The 21886-nt window shown below is 46.9% G+C and carries 16 protein-coding genes and 1 pseudogene; 12 read left to right on the top strand and 5 right to left on the bottom strand.

Annotated features, from left to right (window positions below; genetic code table 11):
• Positions 1–190 precede the first annotated feature (190 nt).
• Genes gyrB through dnaA form a run of 4 tightly spaced genes read right to left on the bottom strand, consistent with a single transcriptional unit; the run spans position 191 to position 6369 of the window.
• Positions 191–2608, bottom strand: a complete 2418-nt coding sequence (gene gyrB, locus DUW71_RS10390; protein ID WP_407690497.1) for a DNA topoisomerase (ATP-hydrolyzing) subunit B — start codon at positions 2606–2608, stop codon at positions 191–193.
• A gap of 5 nt (positions 2609–2613) precedes the next feature.
• Positions 2614–3696, bottom strand: a complete 1083-nt coding sequence (gene recF, locus DUW71_RS10385; RefSeq protein WP_119395196.1) for a DNA replication/repair protein RecF — start codon at positions 3694–3696, stop codon at positions 2614–2616.
• Positions 3697–3710: 14 nt separating this feature from the next.
• Positions 3711–4820, bottom strand: coding sequence for a DNA polymerase III subunit beta (gene dnaN, locus DUW71_RS10380; protein ID WP_119395195.1), 1110 nt, complete (start codon positions 4818–4820; stop codon positions 3711–3713).
• A gap of 10 nt (positions 4821–4830) precedes the next feature.
• Positions 4831–6369, bottom strand: a complete 1539-nt coding sequence (gene dnaA / locus DUW71_RS10375) for a chromosomal replication initiator protein DnaA (protein WP_119395194.1) — start codon at positions 6367–6369, stop codon at positions 4831–4833.
• Between the two features lie 537 nt (positions 6370–6906).
• On the opposite strand from dnaA, the gene rpmH reads away from it, so the two are divergent.
• The 12 genes and pseudogenes from rpmH (at position 6907) to DUW71_RS10315 (ending at position 21101) form a co-directional block, all read left to right on the top strand.
• Entirely contained in the window at positions 6907–7041 is a 135-nt protein-coding gene (rpmH, locus tag DUW71_RS10370; RefSeq protein ID WP_119395193.1) for a 50S ribosomal protein L34, read from the top strand.
• Positions 7042–7052: 11 nt separating this feature from the next.
• Positions 7053–7424, top strand: coding sequence for a ribonuclease P protein component (gene rnpA, locus DUW71_RS10365; protein ID WP_119395192.1), 372 nt, complete (start codon positions 7053–7055; stop codon positions 7422–7424).
• A 128-nt stretch (positions 7425–7552) separates the two neighbouring features.
• Positions 7553–9202, top strand: coding sequence for a membrane protein insertase YidC (gene yidC, locus DUW71_RS10360; RefSeq protein ID WP_119395191.1), 1650 nt, complete (start codon positions 7553–7555; stop codon positions 9200–9202).
• 242 nt (positions 9203–9444) lie between these two features.
• On the top strand, positions 9445–10809 hold the full coding sequence (mnmE, locus tag DUW71_RS10355) for a tRNA uridine-5-carboxymethylaminomethyl(34) synthesis GTPase MnmE (protein WP_119395190.1): 1365 nt from the start codon (positions 9445–9447) through the stop codon (positions 10807–10809).
• A 425-nt stretch (positions 10810–11234) separates the two neighbouring features.
• Entirely contained in the window at positions 11235–11702 is a 468-nt protein-coding gene (locus DUW71_RS10350; RefSeq protein WP_119395189.1) for a fibronectin type III domain-containing protein, read from the top strand.
• Positions 11703–11747: 45 nt separating this feature from the next.
• Entirely contained in the window at positions 11748–13802 is a 2055-nt protein-coding gene (prsK, locus tag DUW71_RS10345; protein ID WP_119395188.1) for an XrtA/PEP-CTERM system histidine kinase PrsK, read from the top strand.
• Positions 13795–15195 carry a PEP-CTERM-box response regulator transcription factor gene (prsR, locus tag DUW71_RS10340; protein ID WP_119395187.1) on the top strand — a complete coding sequence of 467 codons (1401 nt, stop codon included), beginning with the start codon at positions 13795–13797 and terminating at the stop codon, positions 15193–15195. Before prsK ends, prsR begins: the two co-directional genes overlap by 8 nt.
• Positions 15196–15210: 15 nt before the next feature.
• Positions 15211–17811 (top strand): tetratricopeptide repeat protein, encoded by a 2601-nt coding sequence (locus tag DUW71_RS10335; RefSeq protein WP_119395186.1) that lies wholly within the window; start codon positions 15211–15213, stop codon positions 17809–17811.
• 288 nt (positions 17812–18099) lie between these two features.
• Positions 18100–18756, top strand: coding sequence for a hypothetical protein (locus tag DUW71_RS10330; RefSeq protein WP_158583980.1), 657 nt, complete (start codon positions 18100–18102; stop codon positions 18754–18756).
• Between the two features lie 110 nt (positions 18757–18866).
• Positions 18867–19388: a transposase gene (locus DUW71_RS10325; RefSeq protein WP_158583979.1), complete on the top strand. Its 522-nt coding sequence runs from the start codon at positions 18867–18869 to the stop codon at positions 19386–19388.
• Positions 19389–19409: 21 nt separating this feature from the next.
• Positions 19410–19913: pseudogene (locus DUW71_RS10320) on the top strand (transposase); the annotation flags it as partial.
• A gap of 255 nt (positions 19914–20168) precedes the next feature.
• Positions 20169–21101: a glycosyltransferase gene (locus DUW71_RS10315; RefSeq protein ID WP_119395182.1), complete on the top strand. Its 933-nt coding sequence runs from the start codon at positions 20169–20171 to the stop codon at positions 21099–21101.
• Here the strand turns inward: DUW71_RS10315 and DUW71_RS10310 are convergent.
• Positions 21091–21882 carry a glycosyltransferase family 2 protein gene (locus tag DUW71_RS10310; RefSeq protein ID WP_158583977.1) on the bottom strand — a complete coding sequence of 264 codons (792 nt, stop codon included), beginning with the start codon at positions 21880–21882 and terminating at the stop codon, positions 21091–21093. The two genes, DUW71_RS10315 and DUW71_RS10310, sit on opposite strands and share 11 nt — an antisense overlap.
• Between the last annotated feature and the right edge of the window lie 4 nt (positions 21883–21886).

Genomic DNA, 21886 nt, shown 5'->3' with positions numbered 1-21886 from the left:
ATGCTTGCGGACAAGGATGTCCGTACAGAGCAAGTCGCAGGAGCATGATTGCGGTGCGGACAAGGATGGTGATTCATTGTCCGAAAAAATGGCTCCGCCATTATTTACGGACCTACCCATGTTTCACGTGAAACATGCAAAAAAAGGCACCCTAAAAGAGGGTGCCATAATTTGCATGAGGCTTTATCGATTAAACGTCTAGGTTCTCAACCAATAGGGCGTTATCTTCGATAAACTGGCGACGGGGTTCCACGTCGTCTCCCATAAGCGTAGTAAAGATTTGGTCAGCTGCAATAGCATCGTCTATAGAAACTTGTAATAAACGACGCTCAGATTGATCTAACGTTGTTTCCCACAGCTGATCTGGGTTCATTTCACCCAAACCTTTATAGCGCTGAATACTGTAGCCACGCTTGGCTTCATTCATCAACCAATCAACAGCTTGACCGAAGTGAGTGATTTCAATTGAGCGGTTGCCACGGCTAATGCTCGCGCCATCTTCAATTAGGTTACCCAGGGTTTCGCCAACTCGAGCAATTTCGCTGTAGTCGTTACCTATAAAGAATTGGCTTTGAACAACATATGGTGTTGCCAAGCCGTGCGCGATGACATTGACTTTTGGCAACCACAAACCACGCTCTTCATCTTGTACTAGTTCACACTGGTATTCTAGTGAGCCATTACCCCAACGCGCCAACATGTCATCAAGCTGGTCCACCCATGCCGCCATACCATCTTGATCGCCCATAAGCTCTTCGGTTACCCGAGGTAGGTCGATCATGGCCAGCAGAGCTTGTTTAGGAATCACGCGCGATAAACGATCAATGCGATGCATCACACCTGTGTAGTCTTTTACAAGTTGTTCAAGCGCCACGCCTGTAATCGCTGGTGCACTTTCATTAGAGTACAACGACGCATCGGATAAAGCGTTCGACAACAAGTATTCACTCAACGACAGCTCATCTTTTATGTACTGCTCAGACTTACCACGTTTCACTTTAAACAGTGGTGGCTGGGCAATATAGATGTAGCCGTTTTCAATTAGCTCAGGCATTTGACGGAAGAAGAAGGTCAACAGCAGTGTGCGAATGTGCGAGCCGTCGACGTCGGCGTCGGTCATTAGGATGATCTTGTGATAACGCAGCTTCTCGATATTAAACTCTTCACGTCCAATGCCGCAGCCTAACGCAGTGATGAGTGTGCCCACTTCCGCAGAAGACAGCATCTTATCAAAGCGCGCTTTTTCAACGTTAAGAATCTTACCTTTCAACGGCAGAATTGCTTGCGTGCGTCGATCTCGACCCTGTTTGGCAGAGCCACCGGCCGAGTCACCCTCCACAATGAACAGTTCTGAAAGCGCTGGGTCTTTTTCTTGGCAGTCTGCTAACTTGCCTGGCAGACCGGCGATATCCAAAGCACCTTTACGGCGTGTCATTTCACGTGCTTTACGTGCCGCTTCACGCGCTCGCGCTGCGTCAATCATCTTCTGAACAATCGACTTAGCTTCTTGTGGGCGTTCGATCAAGTAATCTGAGAACAAACGGCCCATCTCTTCTTGAACCGCAGTTTTCACTTCGCTCGACACCAATTTATCTTTGGTCTGCGAGCTGAATTTTGGATCTGGTACTTTTACCGAAATAATGGCTACCAAGCCTTCACGAGCATCATCACCTGTTGTCGCAACGTTCTTCTGCTTAGTACTAAACTCATCTTGAATATAAGTATTCAAAGATCGCGTTAATGCAGCACGGAAACCAGCAAGGTGGGTACCGCCATCACGCTGTGGAATGTTGTTGGTGTAACACAGAATATTTTCTTGGTAGCTGTCGTTCCACTGCAGCGCCACTTCTACACCAATGCCATCTTCACGCTCGGTGCTTTCAAAGTGGAACACTGGGTTGAGTGTCGTTTTATTGATATTGAGATATTCAACAAATGCGTGCAAACCACCTTCGTAAAAGAACTGCTCTTCTTTGCCAGAGCGCTCGTCTTTTAGGTTGATGTTCACGCCACTGTTCAAGAACGACAACTCACGTAAACGCTTGGCTAGAATATCGTAGCTAAACGTTGTCATGGTGAAGGTTTCTTTAGATGGCAGGAAGCGTACCTGAGTACCAGAATGGTCAGTTTCGCCCACTACTTTTAATGGCTCGTCTGGCACACCATGACGATAGATTTGCTCGTGTACTTTGCCGTCTCGGCGAATGGTAAGCGTCACCATCTCAGACAACGCATTCACCACCGACACACCTACACCGTGCAAACCACCTGAAACTTTGTAGGAGTTGTCATCGAACTTACCACCGGCATGAAGTACCGTCATGATCACTTCAGCCGCAGAGCGGTTTTCTTCTGAGTGCATCTCGGTTGGAATACCACGGCCATTATCTTCAACCGTTACAGATTCATCAGGGTGAATGGTGACGGTAATCTTGTCGCAATGACCCGCCAGCGCTTCGTCAATCGAGTTATCTACTACCTCGAACACCATGTGGTGCAAGCCAGTGCCATCATCGGTATCACCAATGTACATGCCAGGGCGCTTGCGAACAGCGTCTAGACCTTTTAAGACTTTAATACTCGATGAATCGTAGTCGTTACTCATGATTACTCCTATTCACCCGACGCAACCAGCTGGCCATCTGCCAACTGGAACCAAGTGATTGCTTCTGAGTTAGACCAAAGATTGCTCTGATCTAACTTATCAATAGCGGTCACAAATACCTGTGATGCTAGGTTCTCTAACAGTTGCGCCACCTTGGCTTGGTGTCGAACATCCAGTTCCGACGGTAAGTCGTCGATTAAAAAAACACACTTTTGTTTGGTTTGCTGCATAAACAGCTTGGCTTGCGCCAACTTCATTGCAGCCACCAGTAATTTTTGCTGACCACGTGACAACGCGTCGGCAGCGGGCACCCCCTTATAACGAACAACTAAATCGGCTCGTTGAGGGCCAGACTGCGTGGTACCACGTTCAATGTCACGTTGGCGCATATCGGCTAACGCTTGTGGGTAAGGTTTGGTTTTGTCCCACCCGCGGCGATAACTAATGCTTATATCTGAAATCTCGGTCAGCTGAGCTAATGACTCGGTAAATACTGGCATAAATCCAGTCAGCCAACGCTGACGCGCCTCATCCACTGCGATTGCAGAGCGAACAAGCGGCTCATCAAATGCTGAAAGAACATCGGTATTTATATTACCAGATCTTAGCATCTGATTCCGATGTTTTAGCGTGGTACGAAAGGTTTGCCAGTTGGCTAAAAACCCATGTTCCACGTGAAACACACCCCAATCCATAAAAGCGCGTCGATTCTGTGGCGAGCCCTCAAGCAGCTGAAACGCGTCGGAAGAAAACACTTGCACTGGCAACAGTTCAGCAAGCTCTGCGGCCGAGCGAACGGTGTCGCCGTTTAAGCGAATTCTATTATTATCTTTGCTGCGCTCTATGCCTAACTTATCGCCACCATTTAGCTTAGCAAACACCACAGATTGCTCTTCACCTAAGCGCGTTAAATGCTTGCTGCGCGAGCGGGTAAAGCCACGAGCCAACGACAAAAAATGAATGGCTTCAAGCAGTGAGGTTTTACCAGCGCCATTTTCGCCATAAATCACATTAATACCCGGCTGAGGCGAAATGCTCAGCTGGGCAATGTTGCGAAAGTTTTGCAGGGATAACTGGGAAATTTGCGTCATTAATTAGCGCAATCCTACAGACGCATAGGCATGACAACATAAGTTGCACGCTCAGGTGCATCGAAGTCACGAATAATGGTGCTAGCGTTCGCATCAAGCGTGAACACTACTTGCTCACCTTCCACGGCACCTAGCACATCCTGAATATAGCCAACGTTGTAAGCCACATCCATTGGAGCATTTTGGTAATCTACTGCCATGTTTTCTTCGGCTTCTTCTTGCTCTGGGTTGTTAGCAAGAATTTGCAGATTATTGTCTTCAATAATAAAGCGCACACTGCGGAACTTTTCGTTGGTTAGAATCGACGCCCGCGTTAGCACGGCTCGCAGCGTTTGACGATCGGCAACCATCTCGTTCTCACCACCCTGAGGAATTACCCGCTGGTAGTCGGGGAAGCGACCATCTACTAGCTTAGAGGTAAAGGTGAAATCACCAGAGTCGACACGAATGTGATTCTGAGTAATGTGCACGGTCACTTCTTGTTCGCTTGGTGCGATTAAACGCGACAGTTCCATAACACCTTTGCGCGGCACAATCACTTGTACAGGCGATTCAACATCAGAGCGCGCCATCACATCGGCTGTAGACAAACGGTGGCCATCGGTGGCAACCGTGCGTAAGCGATCGTTATGTACTTCGAACAGCATACCGTTTAAGTAATAACGTACATCAGACACCGCCATAGAAAAAGCAGTAGCATCCATCACCTGGCGCAAATCTTTTTGTACTAAGGTCACCGCACCACGTAAGTCGTTTTCCATATCCTGGCTGGCAGGAAACTCGTCTGCTGGCAAGGTAGCAAGGTTAAAGCGCGAACGGTCTGAGCGCAGAACCATGCGATCGCCCTCTTTCATCATGCTAATCATTGCGTCGTCTGGTAAAGACTTAGCAATATCAACAAACTTTTTGCCCGGTACAGTAATTGCCCCTTCAATCGCTGGTTCAATCAACTTCACCCGGCCAACCAACTCAACTTCAAGGTCGGTACCAACCAGAGTAAGCTGCTGGCCTTCTACCTTTAAAAGCACATTAGATAGTACTGGCATGGTTGAGCGACGTTCCACTACGCCTGCAACCAATTGCAAGGCAGAAACTAAAGCATCCCTAGATACGGTGAATTTCATGACCACCTCATTAGCTGTTCAAAATTCTGAGTAAGTGATTGTAATCGTTAGCAAAGTCTACATTTTCGTCGCGTAGTTGCAGCACCTTGCGATGGGCGTGTAGAACAGTTGTGTGGTCTCGACCACCAAAGGCCTGACCAATTTCGGGTAACGAATGATTCGTCAACTCTTTTGACAATGCCATTGCCATTTGGCGAGGACGAGCAATATTGCGCGTTCTGCGTTTCGACAATAAATCATTAATGCCAAGGTTAAAATACTCGCTTACCACGCGTTGAATATTATCGATACTGGCTTGTTTATCATGCGAAGCCAACAAGTCTTTTAGCGCATCTTGAATAAAGGCTACATCAATGTGGCTGCGGGCCGTAAAGTTTGCCTTTGCCACCACAGCTTTTAATGCACCTTCTAAATCACGCACGTTGGAGCGCACTTTTTGAGCAATAAACAGTGCAGCATCGTCGGCCAGCATCAAATTCGACTCACTGGCTTTCTGTTTAAGAATGGCCACACGGGTTTCTAGCTCGGGTGGTTCAATACAAACCGTAAGCCCCCAGTTAAACCGGGATTTTAAGCGATCTTCTAACCCATCGATGTCTTTGGCGAAGCGGTCCGACGTTAACACAACCTGCTGTTGGCCTTCTAACAAGGCATTAAATGTATGGAAGAACTCTTCCATGGTTTTTTCTTTCTTAGCGAAGAACTGTACGTCATCGATCATCAGTACATCTAGGCTGCGATAAAAGCGCTTAAACTCGTTAATCGCTTTTTGCTGAAGCGCTTTCACCATGTCGGCGAAAAAACGCTCAGAGTGCACATAAAGCACACGCGCATTTGGGTCTTGCTGCAATGCATAGTTACCAATGGCATGCATCAAGTGGGTTTTACCCAAACCAGTCGAGCCATATAAATAAAGCGGGTTGTAAGAGCCACCCGGTGCCTGTGCCACCTGCTGAGCGGACACATAGGCCAGTTCATTCGACTTACCTGGCACGAACGAGTCGAATGTATACAGTGGGTTAATAAATGATTGGTGGCGAACACTACCTTCAACCGACTGCTGACTGCGCTTTTGTACCGTATTAATTGGCGTTGCTGAATTAGCTATTGGCTTTGCCGCTGCTTTGCTCACTGGCTTAGCGGCCTGTTTAGCTGGGGCCGCCGGTTTAGCCGGTGCTTTTTTCTTGATCGGCGACTTTTTAATAATTGGGCTTTCAGCTGGGCGATCGACTTGACGTTCCACAACGGGTTCAACCGCTGCCTTGGGCGCTGGTTTTGCTGCCACGGATGTAGCACTGCCGGGTTGGCCTATCGCAATGCGAACCTGAACGTCTAGATCTGGGTCTAGCTCACGCACCACGGTTTGAATGTTTGTAAGGTACTTACTCTGTAGCCACTGGCTAACAAACTTGTTTTTAGCGTACAACACTATGTCATCGCCGCTAGTATCTACCTGAAGTCGACGAATCCATGTATTAAACTGTGTGGCTGGAATTTCGCTTTCCAACACGTCAAAACATTGTGCCCAGATTTCTTCAACCGCGCCCACGGCTTACTCCTTTATTGAAGTAGACGGATTAGTGTACCCGAAACCTCGATTTGTTCACAGCAAGCAGACCCTTGTGTGAATAAAAAAATGATGATTTTTTGCCGCTACATTTAGAGGTTGTTCAAAATTGCCTGTGTGTAACTCACGAATAACCCTGTGCCTAGGTAGTCGAGTAACTATGAGCATAACTTGGCTGTGTAAAAAAGGGCACTTCTCACACAACTAATACGCATGCTATCAGCAACAACCGAACAGTTGGCAAACAGGGTTATTATGTTGGCTGATGCCTTACAGAGAAAGGCTTAGCGCGTTGTTTCCACAGAAAATGGCGTTACCTATAACGAACTACGATGACGGAAAAAAAAAATAAAAAACAATAATTACTTTTAACTCATTCTCATCTTTCAACCAGGCTAATCAGCTAGCAAAAAAACTGGTTGCAAAACAAACAGCTTTCTCATATGATCCGCCATCCAAATTCAAGCGTGACGGTTTAACCATCGTCAGTAACCTGATTCAAAATAGAGAGAGCGCGCCATGAAACGCACTTTTCAACCAAGTAATCTGAAACGTAAGCGTACACACGGCTTCCGCGCCCGTATGGCTACTAAAAACGGCCGCCAAGTTTTGGCTCGTCGTCGTGCCAAGGGCCGCAAGGTTCTGTCTGCTTAAGACTGTTTCATATGAGCCGTTTTGACTACCCTCGCAGCAAGCGCCTGCTTACTGCCCGCGACTTCAAAACGGTCTTTGATGGCGTAGTAGCAAAAGCCGGAACCCCGGAACTACTTCTGCTTGCTACGCCGTCAGCCTCTTCTTCTCCCCGCATTGGTTTTATTGTTGGCAAAAAAGCTGTCAAGCTGGCTGTCGACCGCAACCGTATTAAGCGCCATTTCCGCGAGCAATTTCGTTTAGCGAGCAACCTGCCAAATATCGATATTATTGTGATGGCAAAAAAAGGTGCCGGCGAACTACCGCCCGAAGTGCTGAGTAAACAAAGCGCCAAATTGCTGCGCAAAATAGCCCAGCGTGTGGCGAGCAACCAAGCAAAAAGCTGATACAAAGCAGACAAATCTAAGCGTGGGTGAAATTACCTGCACTCTTCACATCTTGAAACTGGTCAAATTGGCATTGTGCAGGTAGCATTGCCGATTCAGAAGTCGACTGTTCAATCCAGGAACGTCTAATGGATCTTAAAAGATTATTTTTTATTGGTGGTTTGTTAATCACCTCATATTTGCTGCTGATAAACTATTCAGCTATGCAACAACCACAAACCACCGCTCAAACCGCAGTGACTGCCCCAGCCGAAACACCGGCCGCCGACACTTCGACAAGTAGTGCTAACAATACGGTTGATGCAATACCATCAAACGAATCAACAGCGCCACAAAGTCTGCCAGGTAGCCGTGCATCGAATGAGCGCGTTATTACCGTGTCGACCGACGTATTTGATGTTGCCATCGATACCCTAGGGGGTGACATTGTTCGCGTAGAACTAAAAGACTTTGCCGCCGAGCTTGATAGCGAAGCGCGCTTTGTAATGCTTGAGCAGGATGCGCGTACATTTGTCATTCAGTCGGGCTTAGATGGCCGCGATGGTATTGACCGTGGTGGTAATCGCGCTCGTTATACTTCAGAGCAAGCAAGCTATGAGCTAACCGGTGATACCCTTGAGGTAACGCTGACGACCACTACCGATGCCGGTGTGGTGGTGAACAAGGTATTTGAGTTTGCTCGCAACAGCTACCAGGTAACTCAACGTTTTGTGATTAACAACCAGTCAGATACTGAGTTCGTTAGTTACCCGTTTACGCAAATTAAACGTGATCGCAGTGTTGATCCAACCGACGGTGTTGGTTTCGGTATGACATCGTTCCTAGGCTTTATTACCAGCACGCCAGATGACGTGTACGAGAAGTATAGCTTCCGTGACATGGAAAAACGCTCGCTGAATATTGGTACTGCTGAGGGCTGGGTAGCGTTCTCGCAGCACTATTTCCTAACGGCTGTGGTACCAACCCCAGGGACGAGCACTATTTATGGTAATCAAACCTCTGATGGCATGTACCGTATTGGCATGTTTGAACCGGCCAGTACCTTGCTTCCTGGTGAAACCTCTGATACGGCTACTACCTTATACATAGGCCCGAAAGACCAAGATCGCTTGGCTGACATTGCGCCACACATGGACCTAGCGATCGACTACGGTATGTTCTTCTGGATTGCCAAGCCATTGCACTGGTTATTGTCGTTCTTCCACAGCTTTGTCGGCAACTGGGGTATTGCGATCATCTTGCTAACCATTACGGTTAAACTGATTCTGTTCTACCCAACGGCAAAAGCTTATAAGTCGATGGCTAAAATGCGTGCCATTGCACCAGAAATGCAGCGTTTAAAAGAGCTTTACGGCGACGACCGCCAGCGCATGAGCCAAGAAACTATGAAACTGTTCCAGAAAGAAGGCGCCAACCCTATGGGTAGCTGCTTGCCAATTCTGCTACAGATTCCAATTTTCATTGGTTTATACCGTGTATTGTTAGAAGCCGTAGAACTTCGCCACGCTGAGTTCTTCTGGTGGATTACCGACTTGAGTGCCATGGACCCATTGTTCATTTTGCCAATTTTGATGGGCGCCTCGCAGTGGGTAACCATGAAGCTTGGTACTCAGCCAACCGATCCAATGCAGGCGAAGATTATGCAGATGATGCCAATCATCTTCACCTTCATGTTCTTATGGTTCCCAAGTGGTTTGGTACTTTACTGGCTATGTAACAACATTTTCTCGGGCACCCAGCAGTACTTTATTAACAAGTCTGTGAAAGGCGCCATGTAGATAGCGTGTTGAGAAAAAACCGGCCAACTGAGAGGTTCGCCGGTTTTTTTGTTTGCTTGGATCGTGTCTGCAAAAATGGCTTCGCCATTATTTACATACCTACAAACTCCCACGTAGGTCCGTAAATCATTCGCGCAGCGAATGTTTGCGGACAAAAGTATCAGCAAATTCCCGCGTATGTCGGTAAATCACATAGATGCTGTATAATCTCGTCTAAGCATTTACTTCAACAAGGTTTCACTATGTCGATCAGCAATGACACCATCGTCGCACTTGCCACGCCACCAGGAAGAGGTGGCGTTGGTATTGTTCGGCTGTCTGGCAAAGCTAGCCTAACCATTGCTGAGAAAATGCTGGGTTACACCCCAAAACCTAGGCATGCCCATTATGGTCCGTTCATTGCCAGCGATGGCACTGTGCTCGACGAAGGCATCGCTCTGTTTTTTCCCAACCCTCATTCATTCACTGGTGAAGACGTCGTAGAACTTCAAGGGCATGGTGGGCCGGTGATCATGGATATGCTCATTAGCGAGTGCCTAAAGTTTGGTGCGCGTATGGCACGCCCTGGCGAGTTCTCGGAACGCGCTTTTATGAACGACAAGCTGGATTTGGCGCAAGCAGAAGCCATTGCCGACCTAATTGATGCGTCGAGTGAGCAAGCGGCGAGAAACGCCTTGCGCAGCCTTCAAGGGGCATTCTCTAATCGAGTGCATCAATTGGTAGAACAGCTGATTCACTTGCGCATATATGTTGAAGCCGCCATCGATTTCCCGGAAGAAGAAATCGACTTTTTAGGTGATGGCAAAGTACAAGCCGACCTTGAAGCGTTAAAGCAAGAGCTAGCTGATGTGCTTAATACCGCTAATCAAGGCGCGATTATGCGTGAAGGCATGAAAGTGGTGATTGCTGGACGACCAAATGCGGGTAAATCATCGCTGTTAAATCAACTAGCTGGGCGCGAATCGGCGATTGTCACCGATATTGCTGGTACGACGCGCGATGTACTCAAAGAGCATATTCACATTGATGGCATGCCATTGCACTTAATTGATACCGCAGGTTTGCGCGACGCGCCTGACGAAGTAGAGCGCATTGGCATTGCCAGGGCATGGGATGAAATTAAACAAGCCGACCGAATTTTATTGTTAGTTGACGCCACCACCACAGATGCAACCGACCCGCATGACATTTGGCCAGAGTTTGTTGACCAACTAGAAAAGTGGGATCACCTAACCCTTGTGCGTAACAAAGTGGATATTACCGGTGAACAACCAGGTATCCATAACGATGGGCGGGTGCCTGTGATTCGCCTTTCGGCAAAATCTGCCGATGGCCTCGATGCTATGCGCCAACACTTAAAAGACCAGATGGGTTTTACCGGCCAAGCCGAAGGAGGGTTTGCCGCCCGCCGCCGCCATCTAGATGCCTTGAATAAATCTGCTAACACACTAAACACAGCTTATGAGCAGTTTATTCACACAGGTGCCGGTGAGTTATTAGCCGAAGACTTACGCCATGTGCAAAACTACCTCAACGAAATCACCGGCGAGTTCACCCCAGACGACCTATTAGGCAAAATTTTCGGCTCATTCTGTATCGGCAAGTAGATCCGTAAATAATGGCGAAGCCATTTTTGCGGACATAAAACCAGCAACTGCCTGACAAAATTCGTCACTAACTGAAAATATATGTATTTAAAAATTTAAATAAAACGAATAAATTGAAATAAATATAATAAATATACTAATTTACTGAAATAAAAATACAGGTGTTTGGCGGTATTGAACTCCCCGTCCAGTGTTCAAACCGACGCTTACTGGCCTTCCGGTAACAAAATGTTATTGACACCCCCTAGCCAATAACTTGGCACACAATCTGTATTACCTATTGCAACTTCACAACATCATGACAACTAGCTAAGCGAATGTTGGCGTTGACCACATTCGTAACAACTCTACAACCTATTTGCAGGTGCAGGACTCAGCCAAGCTGATGTCGAAAGCCAAGGGGCGTAGCGCTTTAGGAGATAATAATGAAAGCGCAAAGCAAATTAGGGGTATTCGTTCTAGCGGCAAGCCTAATGACTGGCTGTAATGTTTACATTGATGTGCCTGTAGCGGTGGGCCCAAGCCCAACAGAAGCACCGCCCGTGGCAGAGCCAACACCAGTGGCCGCCACGCCAATAGTGACAACGTTGCCAACCATTGTAATAGACCCAACCGAGCCTGTAGTCAGTGTGCCAACTACTATGTCGGTCAACTTACAATGGACGCCGCCGAATCAACGCGAAGATGGCACCTTACTTACAGAGTCTGAGTTAAGCCTGTACGAAATTCGCTACCGGGCCGAAGGCGAAGAAACCTTCGAGGTAGTACAAGTCGATGCGGCTAATACATCGCTACCAATTACCGACTTGCCAATAGCAAGCTACGAGTTCCAAATAGCTGCCATAGATAATGATGGCCTATATAGTGACTTTGTTAGTGCTACCCAACAGTAATTAAAACCTGTTAGGCTGGCCTCTGCTCAAGGAGAGGAGAGGCCGATGTCTTCACTTAGCTTTCAAGCCATTACGCTGCTGGCTTACAGTAGCGCTACGTTTTTGTCATTTTTACTGACTGTTTATTTAGCCGTAGGCGCCAGACGGGAGCCAGCACGCGGATATTTGGCGTTGGCCGCAGCCTGGCAAACGATATGGTTAGTCACCGTAGTGGCGTCGTTGCGTTACTGGGTACCAGTAAACCTTTACTTCTCGCTTGAAGCCATTCAGTTGTTGGCCTGGGTATACGCCACGCTGTGTTATTTACGCGCATTGCGCCCGGAGGCATTAAAGAGCCGCTTAAAGTGGGTGCCCATTGGCGCTACTGGCTTCTTTATATGGACGCTAATAGAAATATGGTGGCAGCCATTGCCGCAAAGCTACTGGCCATACTTTAACTTCTTGGTGCTGTCGGCCATGGCACTTGGCAGCCTTGAGCAGCTAGTGCGCAACTCCAACGTTGGCCGTTTTATCAAACTTATTTCCGTGAGTTTGAGTTTATTGCTGGCTTCCTATATTGCCTACTATGCGGTGTCGCTAATAGTGCAAGAAAGCTTACAGGAGCTGTGGTTAGCCCGCGCCGCCATGATTATGTTGAGCAGCTGCTTTATTGTATTAGCAGGTGTTCTGTTCCACCGCGAACGTGACTACCACGCCAATATTGGCTTCTCGAGACCAGTTATGTTCTATGGCACCTCAACACTGATTGTTTCGATTGGTTTGGTGGTGATTGGCGTGGGTAGCTACTATGTTCAGTTATTCAGTGGCTTGTGGAGCCTATACTTCTACGCCTTACTATTAGGTAGCTGCTTGTTAGCGATGGCCGCTTTGTTCTTCTCGTCGACACTTAGAACCAATATGAGAGTGTGGGTGAGTAAGCACTTCTTCTCGCACAAGTACGACTATCGCAAAGAGTGGATAACTTCTATCCGGGTGCTGTCTTGTGCACATGATTTCGACAGCCTACAAAAAAGTGCCTTTATGGTACTTAGCAATGCCGTACACGCCGATGCAGGCGAAATTAAACTGCGCACGGGCAAAGCTTTTAAAACCGTATTTACCCATAACCAAGACGCCACCAAAAACCTGCCGGCGAGCGATGACATGGTGCGGTTTATGGAAGAGCGAGGTTGGGTATTCGCACCCAAGCAGTACAACAACGCTTTGGCCGAAGGCAACGAGTTGCTGCCATTTTGGTTAAAAGGCAAAACTTGCCCAGACTTAATTGTGCCGTTGCGAGCCAATAGTCAGGTGATTGGCATTGCCTTACTAAGCAATTGTAAAATGCCTTATGGCATAAACTGGGAAGACCTGGATGTGTTGAAAACCTTGGGTCGCGAAATAGCTAGCCACATGCTGCTATACAAGCAACAAGACGAAATGAGCGACAGAAAGCAACTAGACGCCTATAACAAAATGACTGCCTTTGTGATGCACGACTTAAACAACGTAGCAGCACAACTACGGCTACTGAGTAAAAATGCCGAAAAGCATAAAACCAATCCTGCCTTTGTTGACGACATGGTAATGACTGTAAGTAACTCAGCGGGACGAATGCAAAAACTTATTCAACGCTTTAACCAGCCGCAAACTAGCACCACTGCAAGCTTTTCGATAAATGACGCATTGCAAGAAGCGATAACAAGATGCACAAACGCAAGTTTTCCAATTGATGTGACACTGAACGCAGCTGACCAAAAAGTGCAGTCTGATAGAGAAAGCTTTATAATGGCTGTACAACATTTGCTCAAAAATGCACAAGAGGCCAGCGAACCGGGTCAGCACATTGAACTGCAGACCTATGACACCGTTCACACTTTTGTGATAAAAGTACGTGATTTTGGTAAAGGCATGACTTCTGACTTCATTAACAAGCAGTTGTTCAAGCCATTTAATACTACCAAGGTTGGCAAAGGCATGGGCATTGGTGTGTATTTAACACGCGAGTTTTTTGCTGAACTAAATGGTCAAATGCAAGTTGAGAGCCAGCCTGGGCAAGGCACAACTTTTACGATTGAGCTAGGCAGTATGGATACCACTATGGAAGCGGCTTGTGGATAGAACAATTTTAATCATTGAAGATGACGACGGCGTTCGAAGTCAGCTGAAGTGGCACTTCGATGACTTCGACACCACAATTTTGACCGAAAGCGATCGCGAAGCTGCATTGATAGCGGTGCAGCGCCACCAGCCGGCGGTTGTTATTCAAGACTTAGGCCTACCACCCGACCCAGAAGGGGTGAGTGAAGGCCTGCGTTGCATTTCCGACATTCTAACCATGGCACCCTATTGCCAAATAATTGTGCTCACTGGCCGTGGCGATAAAGAAAGTGCCAAAATGGCCATAGGTAATGGCGCGGTGGATTTTCTTGCCAAGCCAGTTGAACCCGAGCAACTAGACCAGCTCGTTGCGCGCGCCTTTCGAGTGGCGCAAATTGAACGCGACAGAATTTTGCCAACTGCCAGCAACCCAGACAGCTTTGGCATTGTTAGTAACGACCCAGATTTATTGGCTATTTGCCAAAAAGTGGCCAAGTTAGCGCCGTCGGATTTAACCTGTACCTTTATTGGTGAAAGTGGCACTGGCAAAGAGCTATTTGCCAATCTTCTGCATAAAAAGAGTGCTGTGAGCACTGGCCCTTTCATTGAAGTGAACTGCGCCACCATAACCGACAGCTTGGCAGAAAGTGTGCTGTTTGGTCATGAAAAAGGCTCGTTCACTGGTGCCCATAAAAAGCAGCTAGGTAAAATAGCCAGCGCTAACGGAGGGACACTGTTTTTAGACGAAATAGGTGACCTGCCAGAACCACAGCAAGCTAAATTGTTACGCTTTTTACAAGAAGGCACCATAGAGCCTGTTGGCGCAACTAAACCAGTTGCCGTAGATGTGCGAGTGGTATGCGCTACCAACAAAGACCTGCGCCAAATGGTAGCTGAAGGCAGCTTTCGCGAAGACCTGTATCATCGAATTTGCGCGATTGAGTTGCATATTCCACCATTGCGAGCACGCCAAGGCGACAAACTATTGTTAGCCGAGAACTTTCGCCAAGAGCTAGCCACCGGCCCTTACGCCAAAGTGACTGGCTTTAGCGAGGACGCCAAAGCAGCGATAGAAAACTTTGATTGGCCAGGCAATGTACGCCAACTAAAAAACACCATTAACCGAGCGGTGATTATGGCCGACGGCAAGCTTATAACGGTAAACGATTTAGGCTTGCCTGAGTTCGAGCGTAAAGTGCCTGCAACAAATACTGACCAAACTGCTAGTCTTGATATTCCTGATTCGCAGAACTTCGACCTTAAAGCCATTCGTGATCAGGCAGAGCTCAGCACCATAGAGCGAGCGCTTGAGCATTGTAAATACAATATGAGTGCGGCAGCTAAGTTATTGGGTGTGTCGAGGCCAACGCTTTACGACCTAATAAAAAAACACGGCATTCAGCAACCAAATTAACCACAGGGAAGTACCATGAAACGACCTATGCAAAAACTCTTCACCACCACCGCACTGGTTGCCGCCATCACCCTAGCTGGCTGTAATTCACAGCAAAGTAATGCGGTAAGCAACCTTGAAAAAGCTGATATATTTGAGCAGCAAGGCCAGTTTAGAGCGGCGAGTATTGAATATCGCAACGCCATCAAAGCCGACTCACAAAACGTAGATACCTACCGCGCTTTTGCTCAAATGCTCAACGAAGTAGGCGGCTATGAACAAACCGTTGAATTGCTCGAGCCGTGGTTAGAACAAGGTGAATACAACGTTGCGCTTGAACTAGCCGAAGCCTACATAGGGCAGCGTAAACCCGCATCGGCCCGTGAAGTATTGGCTCAGTACAATGGCGACAATAACGCCGAAAAATTCCGCCTGCGGGGTGACTCACAACGCCTAAGTGGCTTATACACTGAAGCCTACGAAAGCTACCAAGAAGCAGTGAGGCTAGCACCAGAAAGTGCCAGTGCTGCCGAAGGGTTAGCACGCATTTATGTTGCCCTAACTGAGTATCAGCTTGCGATAACAACCGTTGACCGGTTTGTTGCTGAACACGAGCTCACCGCTGGCCTTGCTTATGCCAAAGCGCAAGCGCTATACGAGCAGGGTAAAGTAGAAGAAAGCGCTAATGCGCTAACGGCTGGGTTAGCAACGCTGCCCGATGCAGATGTATTCTTGCCTGAGCGCCGTGATTCGTTAATCATGCTAACCCAAATTCTTACCGAATTGGGCCGCTCAGAAGAAGCGTTCGCTTATAACCGCATATTACGCGAGCGGCGCAACGAAGAGTTTGATGCTAAGGCCGAATCGGCCATTGCCTCGATTAACAGTGGTGACTTAGAAGACGCCAAAGCCACACTAGAAGACCTTATTGAACAGCAACCCGATAGCCAGTTGGTGTCGTTATTATTAGGCTCTATTACCTTACAACAAGGCGATACCGAAACGGCTACAGCCTACTTTGACCGTATAGACGCCGAGCGCGCCCCTGCAGAGTTTTTGCGCTTAGCCACCATAGCTAAAGTAGACCAAGGGCAACGTGCGCAAGCACTTGCTAACCTAGAGCGAGCCATGCTTGCTCGGCCAACAGACGTTGAGCTGCTGTCGATGTACGGCATTCTAGCACTTTCTGATAGTCGCGAAGACATACAGCGCAAAGGCATTGAAGCACTAGAAAAAGCCCTAGCGGTAGACAACACCCGCAACCGTTTGCGCCTTGCGATTGCCCAATACGAACTAGCGAATAACCAGCCAGAAGCCGCCATTCAGCGCTTGCGCCGAGTGTACGAGTTAGAGCCAAATGATTGGGTAGTCACTCAACAGTATGTGGCACTGCTACAAGACTACGGCACACGCAAACAAGTAAGCGATGTACGCGATGCCTTAGCTGCCAACTTTGCCGACGAAGCCTACGCGCAGTTGATTGTAGCGCTAATTGACTACCGCAATGGCCAAGAAGGGCCTGCCATCGCGCGCTTAGACCGAGCGGCCGATATGCAGCCACAATGGGCAGCGCCGCTGATGAGCAAAGCGATGATCTACCAAGCCCAAGGCAACAACAGCAAGGCGATCGACAACTACATTCAAGCAGCCCGCTTAAACCCAACGGATATTCGTGCCGTGCAAGAAGCAGGGCGCTTATACGCCCAAGACCATAGCCCAGAAGAAGTCATTGGTTTCTTACAGTTAATTGCACAAGACTACCGCAACCTTAAACCAGCGGCGCACACGCTAGTGGCACAGGTTTACTCAGCACAAGGCCGCTTCGATGAAGCAGAGCAAGTGTTAGACGGCATCGAAACGCCAATTGACGCCACCGAACAAATTCAAGTACAGCTTTTATTGGCACAAGGCCAACAGTTGCTAAACCAAAACGAACTTGGCAGAGCCCAACAAAAAATAGCGCAAGCCATTGCCATTCAGCCTAGTAACCTTAACCTGCAGCTGACAATGGTGCAGTTAATGGCCGTACAGAAAAACTTCGCCGAAGCTCGCGCAACACTTACCAACATAGAGCAAAGCCAGGGCGAAAACCTGCGCACTGTATTAACACGCGCCTTTGTTGCGAAACGCGAAAATGGCGACTCGGCCGAGTATGAAGTGCTAAATAACTACTTCGAGCGCAGCAAAGACTTTGAGGCAATGCCAGCTTTAATTGTGGCGGCCGACGCTGGTGCCTCAACAGCGAGAGCTACCGAACTGGTACAGCTCTGGACATCCAGAGAACCAGGCAATGCCTCGGCTTGGCACACCAAGGGCAACCTAGCACTACGCGCTGGGGATGAAGCCGGTGCGCGCCAAGCATACGAAGGCGCCTACCAGCTAGATAACCAGCGCCCAGACCTGCTTAATAACTATGCCTGGGTACTGCGTGAAGTAGACGTAAGCAAAGCCGAACAGATAGCGCGCGAAGCCGCTGAGCTAGCACCAGAAAATGCCAACATTCTCGACACACTAGGCTGGATACTGCACTTATCTGGCAACAAACAAGAAGCCCTACAAGTGTTCGAACGAGCTCTAGAAATAGAGCCAAACAACGCCACGATAAAAGCCAATCAGCAGCGTGTTGCTGGCAGCTAACAAGGTGTCGGAAAACTTAACGACAGCTCACAATGTAAAGTGAGCTGTCGGTTTTCTTAACAGCTACAACCGTAGCAAAAGTAGGTCTGTAAATCATCCGCGTAGTGGATGTTTGCAGACATATACGGCTCAGCAACCAACTCAACCACGCGCCACTCTACTCTTCGCACACACCAAAACACCGTTCATTCATTTTATCTGATCACCATTCAAACTGGCTTGAAAATTGCTTACAAAATTACCCAAAGGAACCAACTAGCGTTCAGCCAAATACAGACTGAGTATCACATGAAAAAAATTTTATTGGGTTTCGTTCTTGCAGCAGCTTCAACCCTAAGTTTTGCCGCAACCACAAACGACATTAACTGGGATAACAATGGCAACGCGCTAGGGTTAGAGCAATATGGCGACCAAATTGTTATTAACATCGAGGTGGTGAATGTAGACAACCACCACCCATTGTTCGCACCAAAGCAGTTGGGCATTTACCCATACAGCACAGAACTTATGTTCCCGTTCTCACACAATGTTGAAAAACTACCTGTATTGAACGGCATATTTGTTGGTAACACTGCTAGCTTTACCATCAACACCTTAACCGGTGTAGCCACTAACGCCGCTGGTGAGTCGTTAAATATTGGTAACGAGTTTGGCTGGTACATGGCAGAGAACATGAGCCATGCAGGTTCGTCTTGGTACGTGTTTACCAACAACGACATGACTCGTTTCCGCTGGACAGACTACGAGCACACCAGTGTGCAACAAGACCAAAACGGCAACACAGTTCTGCATTGGGAAATTGACCCACTCACCATTGGCTGGAGCGCAGTAGATATCTCGCTAGGAAGTGGCGTGATTACCGCTGTAACAGCACCAGGTACGCTAGGTTTACTTTTGGCGGGGATGCTAGGTTTGGCGTTTGCGCGTAGACGCGCTATTCGCTAGGGCTAGTTGCAAGGTTGGCAAGGAAGCTAACCAAGTGGGCACCTCTAAAAACTCCCTAAAAATTTGGTAGAATGTACCAAAATCCAAATTTACCCTGCGATGCGATACCCATGCAACAATCTAGCTTGTTTTTCCAAGACAAAACCGCACTTAAGCTTGATCAGCTTAACGACCCACTTGCAAAGCTAAATGAAATCGTTGACTGGGAAGACTTTCGTGCTGACCTAGCCGAAGTTAGGAAGTCGCATGATCCGCGCAAAGGTGGCCGCCCGCCCCAAGACTTGGTTGTTATGTTTAAAGCCATTTTCTTGCGCCACTATTACGGTTTATCGCATGACCAGACTGAGTTTCAAGTCACTGATCGCTTGTCGTTCCGGCGCTTTTTAGGACTTGGGATCGATCAGAACGTTCCAGATGCCAAAACAGTATGGCACTACGAAGACTGCTTCTCGAAGACGAAACTACTAGACCGCGTGTTCGATAAGTTGCTCACACAAATTGAGCAGGCAGGCTACTACGCCAGAGGTGGCACAATCGTCGATGCAAGCATCATCGAAACACCCAAGCGATCATCGGAGGAGCGCTTAAAAAAGCGCCACGGCGTTGAGGAAGACGCCGAGTTGCCACTATAGGTTCGCCAGCAACATGACCCAGATAGCCGCTGGACCAAAAAGCACAATAAAAGCTATTACGGGTACAAGAATCACATTGCAATTGATAACGAGCACAAGATCATTCGCAGCCAGTTAACGACGCCTGCGAACAAACATGATGGACATGAGTTGGATGAACTAGTCGATGCCAACAATAGTAACGGAAAAGTCTATGCCGACAGTGCCTATCAAAGCCAAGCTAATGAAGAGATGCTAGCTCGGCGTGGTTTCAAAAGCGAAATCCACAAGCGCAACCGTAGAACAAAAGAAGGCAAAAACGATAGGCGCATTGAAGCAGGCAATCACACCAAATCGAAAACCAGAGTGCGAGTTGAGCACGTCTTTGGCGACATCAAGCGTCATGGCAACAAGTTTGGTATTCGCTCGGTAGGCATTGCTCGGGCAACGCTTGCCATCACGATGAGCAACCTGGTGTACAACGTGCGCAGATTTAGCCATTTACTCAAACACAAAACGCCACTTCACCGGGGTAAGTGCGCCTAAAATTAGGCGAACTGCTCTGAAATGAGCAGAAAATAGCCAGAAATGGCTAAGAAAGTACTGATTCGAGCATCGAATCAGCTCATTTTTTGGATTTTTAGCATTTCATATTCGATATACGTTGATTTGTGGGGATTTTTAGAGGTGCCCAAAAGCAAAATGGAAAGTAAACCGATTACTAAATATCAGTTAGTTAATTGATAGCAGCCTTGCTATAATTTTTCGACTCTATGCTAGCTGATATGATAACGGAAGCTTATGTGTGACTTTAGTTTTATAATTCCTCATAAAGGGAGAGAGGAGCTGCTGATAAATACAATTTCATCAATTAATCAGCAGGCAGGAGATTTTTCTTATGAAATCATTGTGGCCACACAAAATAAAAAAGTATGTGACTATGTGGCGCATAACTCAAACGTTTATTTTCTAGATGAATGCTTCAAGATATCGCAATTAAGAAATTTTGGCGCAGAAAAGTCAAAAGGTAATTGTTTAGTATTTCTTGATTCAGATATAGAGTTAGATAGTAACTGGCTTGTGAATATTAATTGCACGTTAGATAAACTTGGTACTAATTCGCTGCTAGCCACAAGACAAGTTCCTGGTATAGAGAATCAGTTTATTGATAATTTTCGATGTGGGTTGAAATGGGTCTCTGAAACTGTTGAGGTCGATTTTGTTTCTAGTCAAAACATGATTATCCGTAGAACTGATTTTTTCAAAACAGCCGGCTTCCCAGAGCACTTGGCCACCTGTGAAGATTATGTATTTTGTGAGCGGTTTAAATCTATAGGCAAGGTGTTCCTAACGAGTGAAGCTAACTACGTCCACCTAGGTGAAGACAAAGGTGTAAGACAGCTTTTTCAGAAAGAGATGTGGCGCGGGCAATCAAACTTCGTAAGTGTGAAAGGCAGAAAGGTAAGCTTAAAGGAGTGGCCTAGTTTGTTGGTGCCAGTTTTATTTATACTCACACCTTTACTAACGGTACTTTCAATTTTAAACGCCTATTTTCTACTATTTACCATTTTTCCCGTGCTTTTAGTTTTAGTATATGCTCTCGTTGCTGTAAGAAGACTAAAAATCTACCCTGGTTCACTTCCATTAAATAAGATATTAGGGTTTTATGTGGTTTATTTCAGCGCAAGAGGAGTTGGAAGTATATTTGGTTTATTTAACCAAATTAGGTACTAGATTTACGTTTCGGAGCTTTGAATAGGTATTTATGTTTTAAAAAGTAATATGCCAAGCCTTTAACATGCTCTCTGAACGCCTTGTTAAACTTGAAGTTTCTAGATATCTCTTGTGCGTCATGTGTGCTACTAGCTGTATAGTCAATATTTACACTAAGTCCGGCATCCCAAACTCGTTTGCAGAAATCTACATCCTCTGGAGCATAAAAGAAATTTTCATCTAAAAAGCCTACATACAGTATAGTTTTTTTTGGCATTAGCCAGAATGCAGAAATTAAGTAATCAACCTGTGCTAGTTTGCTACTTTGTGTGGAATTGATTTTGTCCTCCATTTTCCGTAAGTTGAAATACCGGTATACTTTATGGCCAACGCTAGGGAACCGGTCAAAAGATAGTTGTTGCCTGCCATTTTTATAAAAGAGAACAGGTGCGATGATTCCGATACTAGAGTCATTAATTAGCTTTGTTATTAAATGATTTAAAACTCCTTCATGTAATATGATATCTGAATCTAGTATTGCAATATAATCTCCTGTGCACTTCTTAAGCCCTAAGTTTCTAGGCATAGTGGTTCCATAGTTTTTGTCCAAGCATATTAGTTCCACATAAAAACTTGGGTTGTTCCCTCTGAAGCATCTAATAAGATCGGTTGTTTTATCAGACGAACCATTATCAATAATGATGACTTCCTTAATATCTGACTTGCTTAGCAATAGCGATTTAAGAAATTCTTGGATATAAGACTCAGAGTTCCAAGATAAAGCTACAATAGATACCTTCAAAATT

Origin of the sequence: Salinibius halmophilus (assembly GCF_003577475.1) — a bacterium.
GTDB lineage: Bacteria > Pseudomonadota > Gammaproteobacteria > Pseudomonadales > Natronospirillaceae > Salinibius > Salinibius halmophilus.
The sequence above is the reverse complement of the archived record's forward strand: the minus strand, read 5'-3'. Positions and strand labels throughout refer to the sequence as shown.

Excerpts from the sequence above, each read along its gene's own strand:
- recF (WP_119395196.1), bottom strand. The coding sequence starts at position 3,696 with ATGACGCAAATTTCCCAGTTATCCCTGCAAAACTTTCGCAACATTGCC.
- dnaN (WP_119395195.1), bottom strand. The coding sequence starts at position 4,820 with ATGAAATTCACCGTATCTAGGGATGCTTTAGTTTCTGCCTTGCAATTG.
- rpmH (WP_119395193.1), top strand. The coding sequence starts at position 6,907 with ATGAAACGCACTTTTCAACCAAGTAATCTGAAACGTAAGCGTACACAC.
- rnpA (WP_119395192.1), top strand. The coding sequence starts at position 7,053 with ATGAGCCGTTTTGACTACCCTCGCAGCAAGCGCCTGCTTACTGCCCGC.
- yidC (WP_119395191.1), top strand. The coding sequence starts at position 7,553 with ATGGATCTTAAAAGATTATTTTTTATTGGTGGTTTGTTAATCACCTCA.
- mnmE (WP_119395190.1), top strand. The coding sequence starts at position 9,445 with ATGTCGATCAGCAATGACACCATCGTCGCACTTGCCACGCCACCAGGA.
- DUW71_RS10350 (WP_119395189.1), top strand. The coding sequence starts at position 11,235 with ATGAAAGCGCAAAGCAAATTAGGGGTATTCGTTCTAGCGGCAAGCCTA.
- prsK (WP_119395188.1), top strand. The coding sequence starts at position 11,748 with ATGTCTTCACTTAGCTTTCAAGCCATTACGCTGCTGGCTTACAGTAGC.
- DUW71_RS10335 (WP_119395186.1), top strand. The coding sequence starts at position 15,211 with ATGAAACGACCTATGCAAAAACTCTTCACCACCACCGCACTGGTTGCC.
- DUW71_RS10330 (WP_158583980.1), top strand. The coding sequence starts at position 18,100 with ATGAAAAAAATTTTATTGGGTTTCGTTCTTGCAGCAGCTTCAACCCTA.
- DUW71_RS10325 (WP_158583979.1), top strand. The coding sequence starts at position 18,867 with ATGCAACAATCTAGCTTGTTTTTCCAAGACAAAACCGCACTTAAGCTT.
- DUW71_RS10315 (WP_119395182.1), top strand. The coding sequence starts at position 20,169 with ATGTGTGACTTTAGTTTTATAATTCCTCATAAAGGGAGAGAGGAGCTG.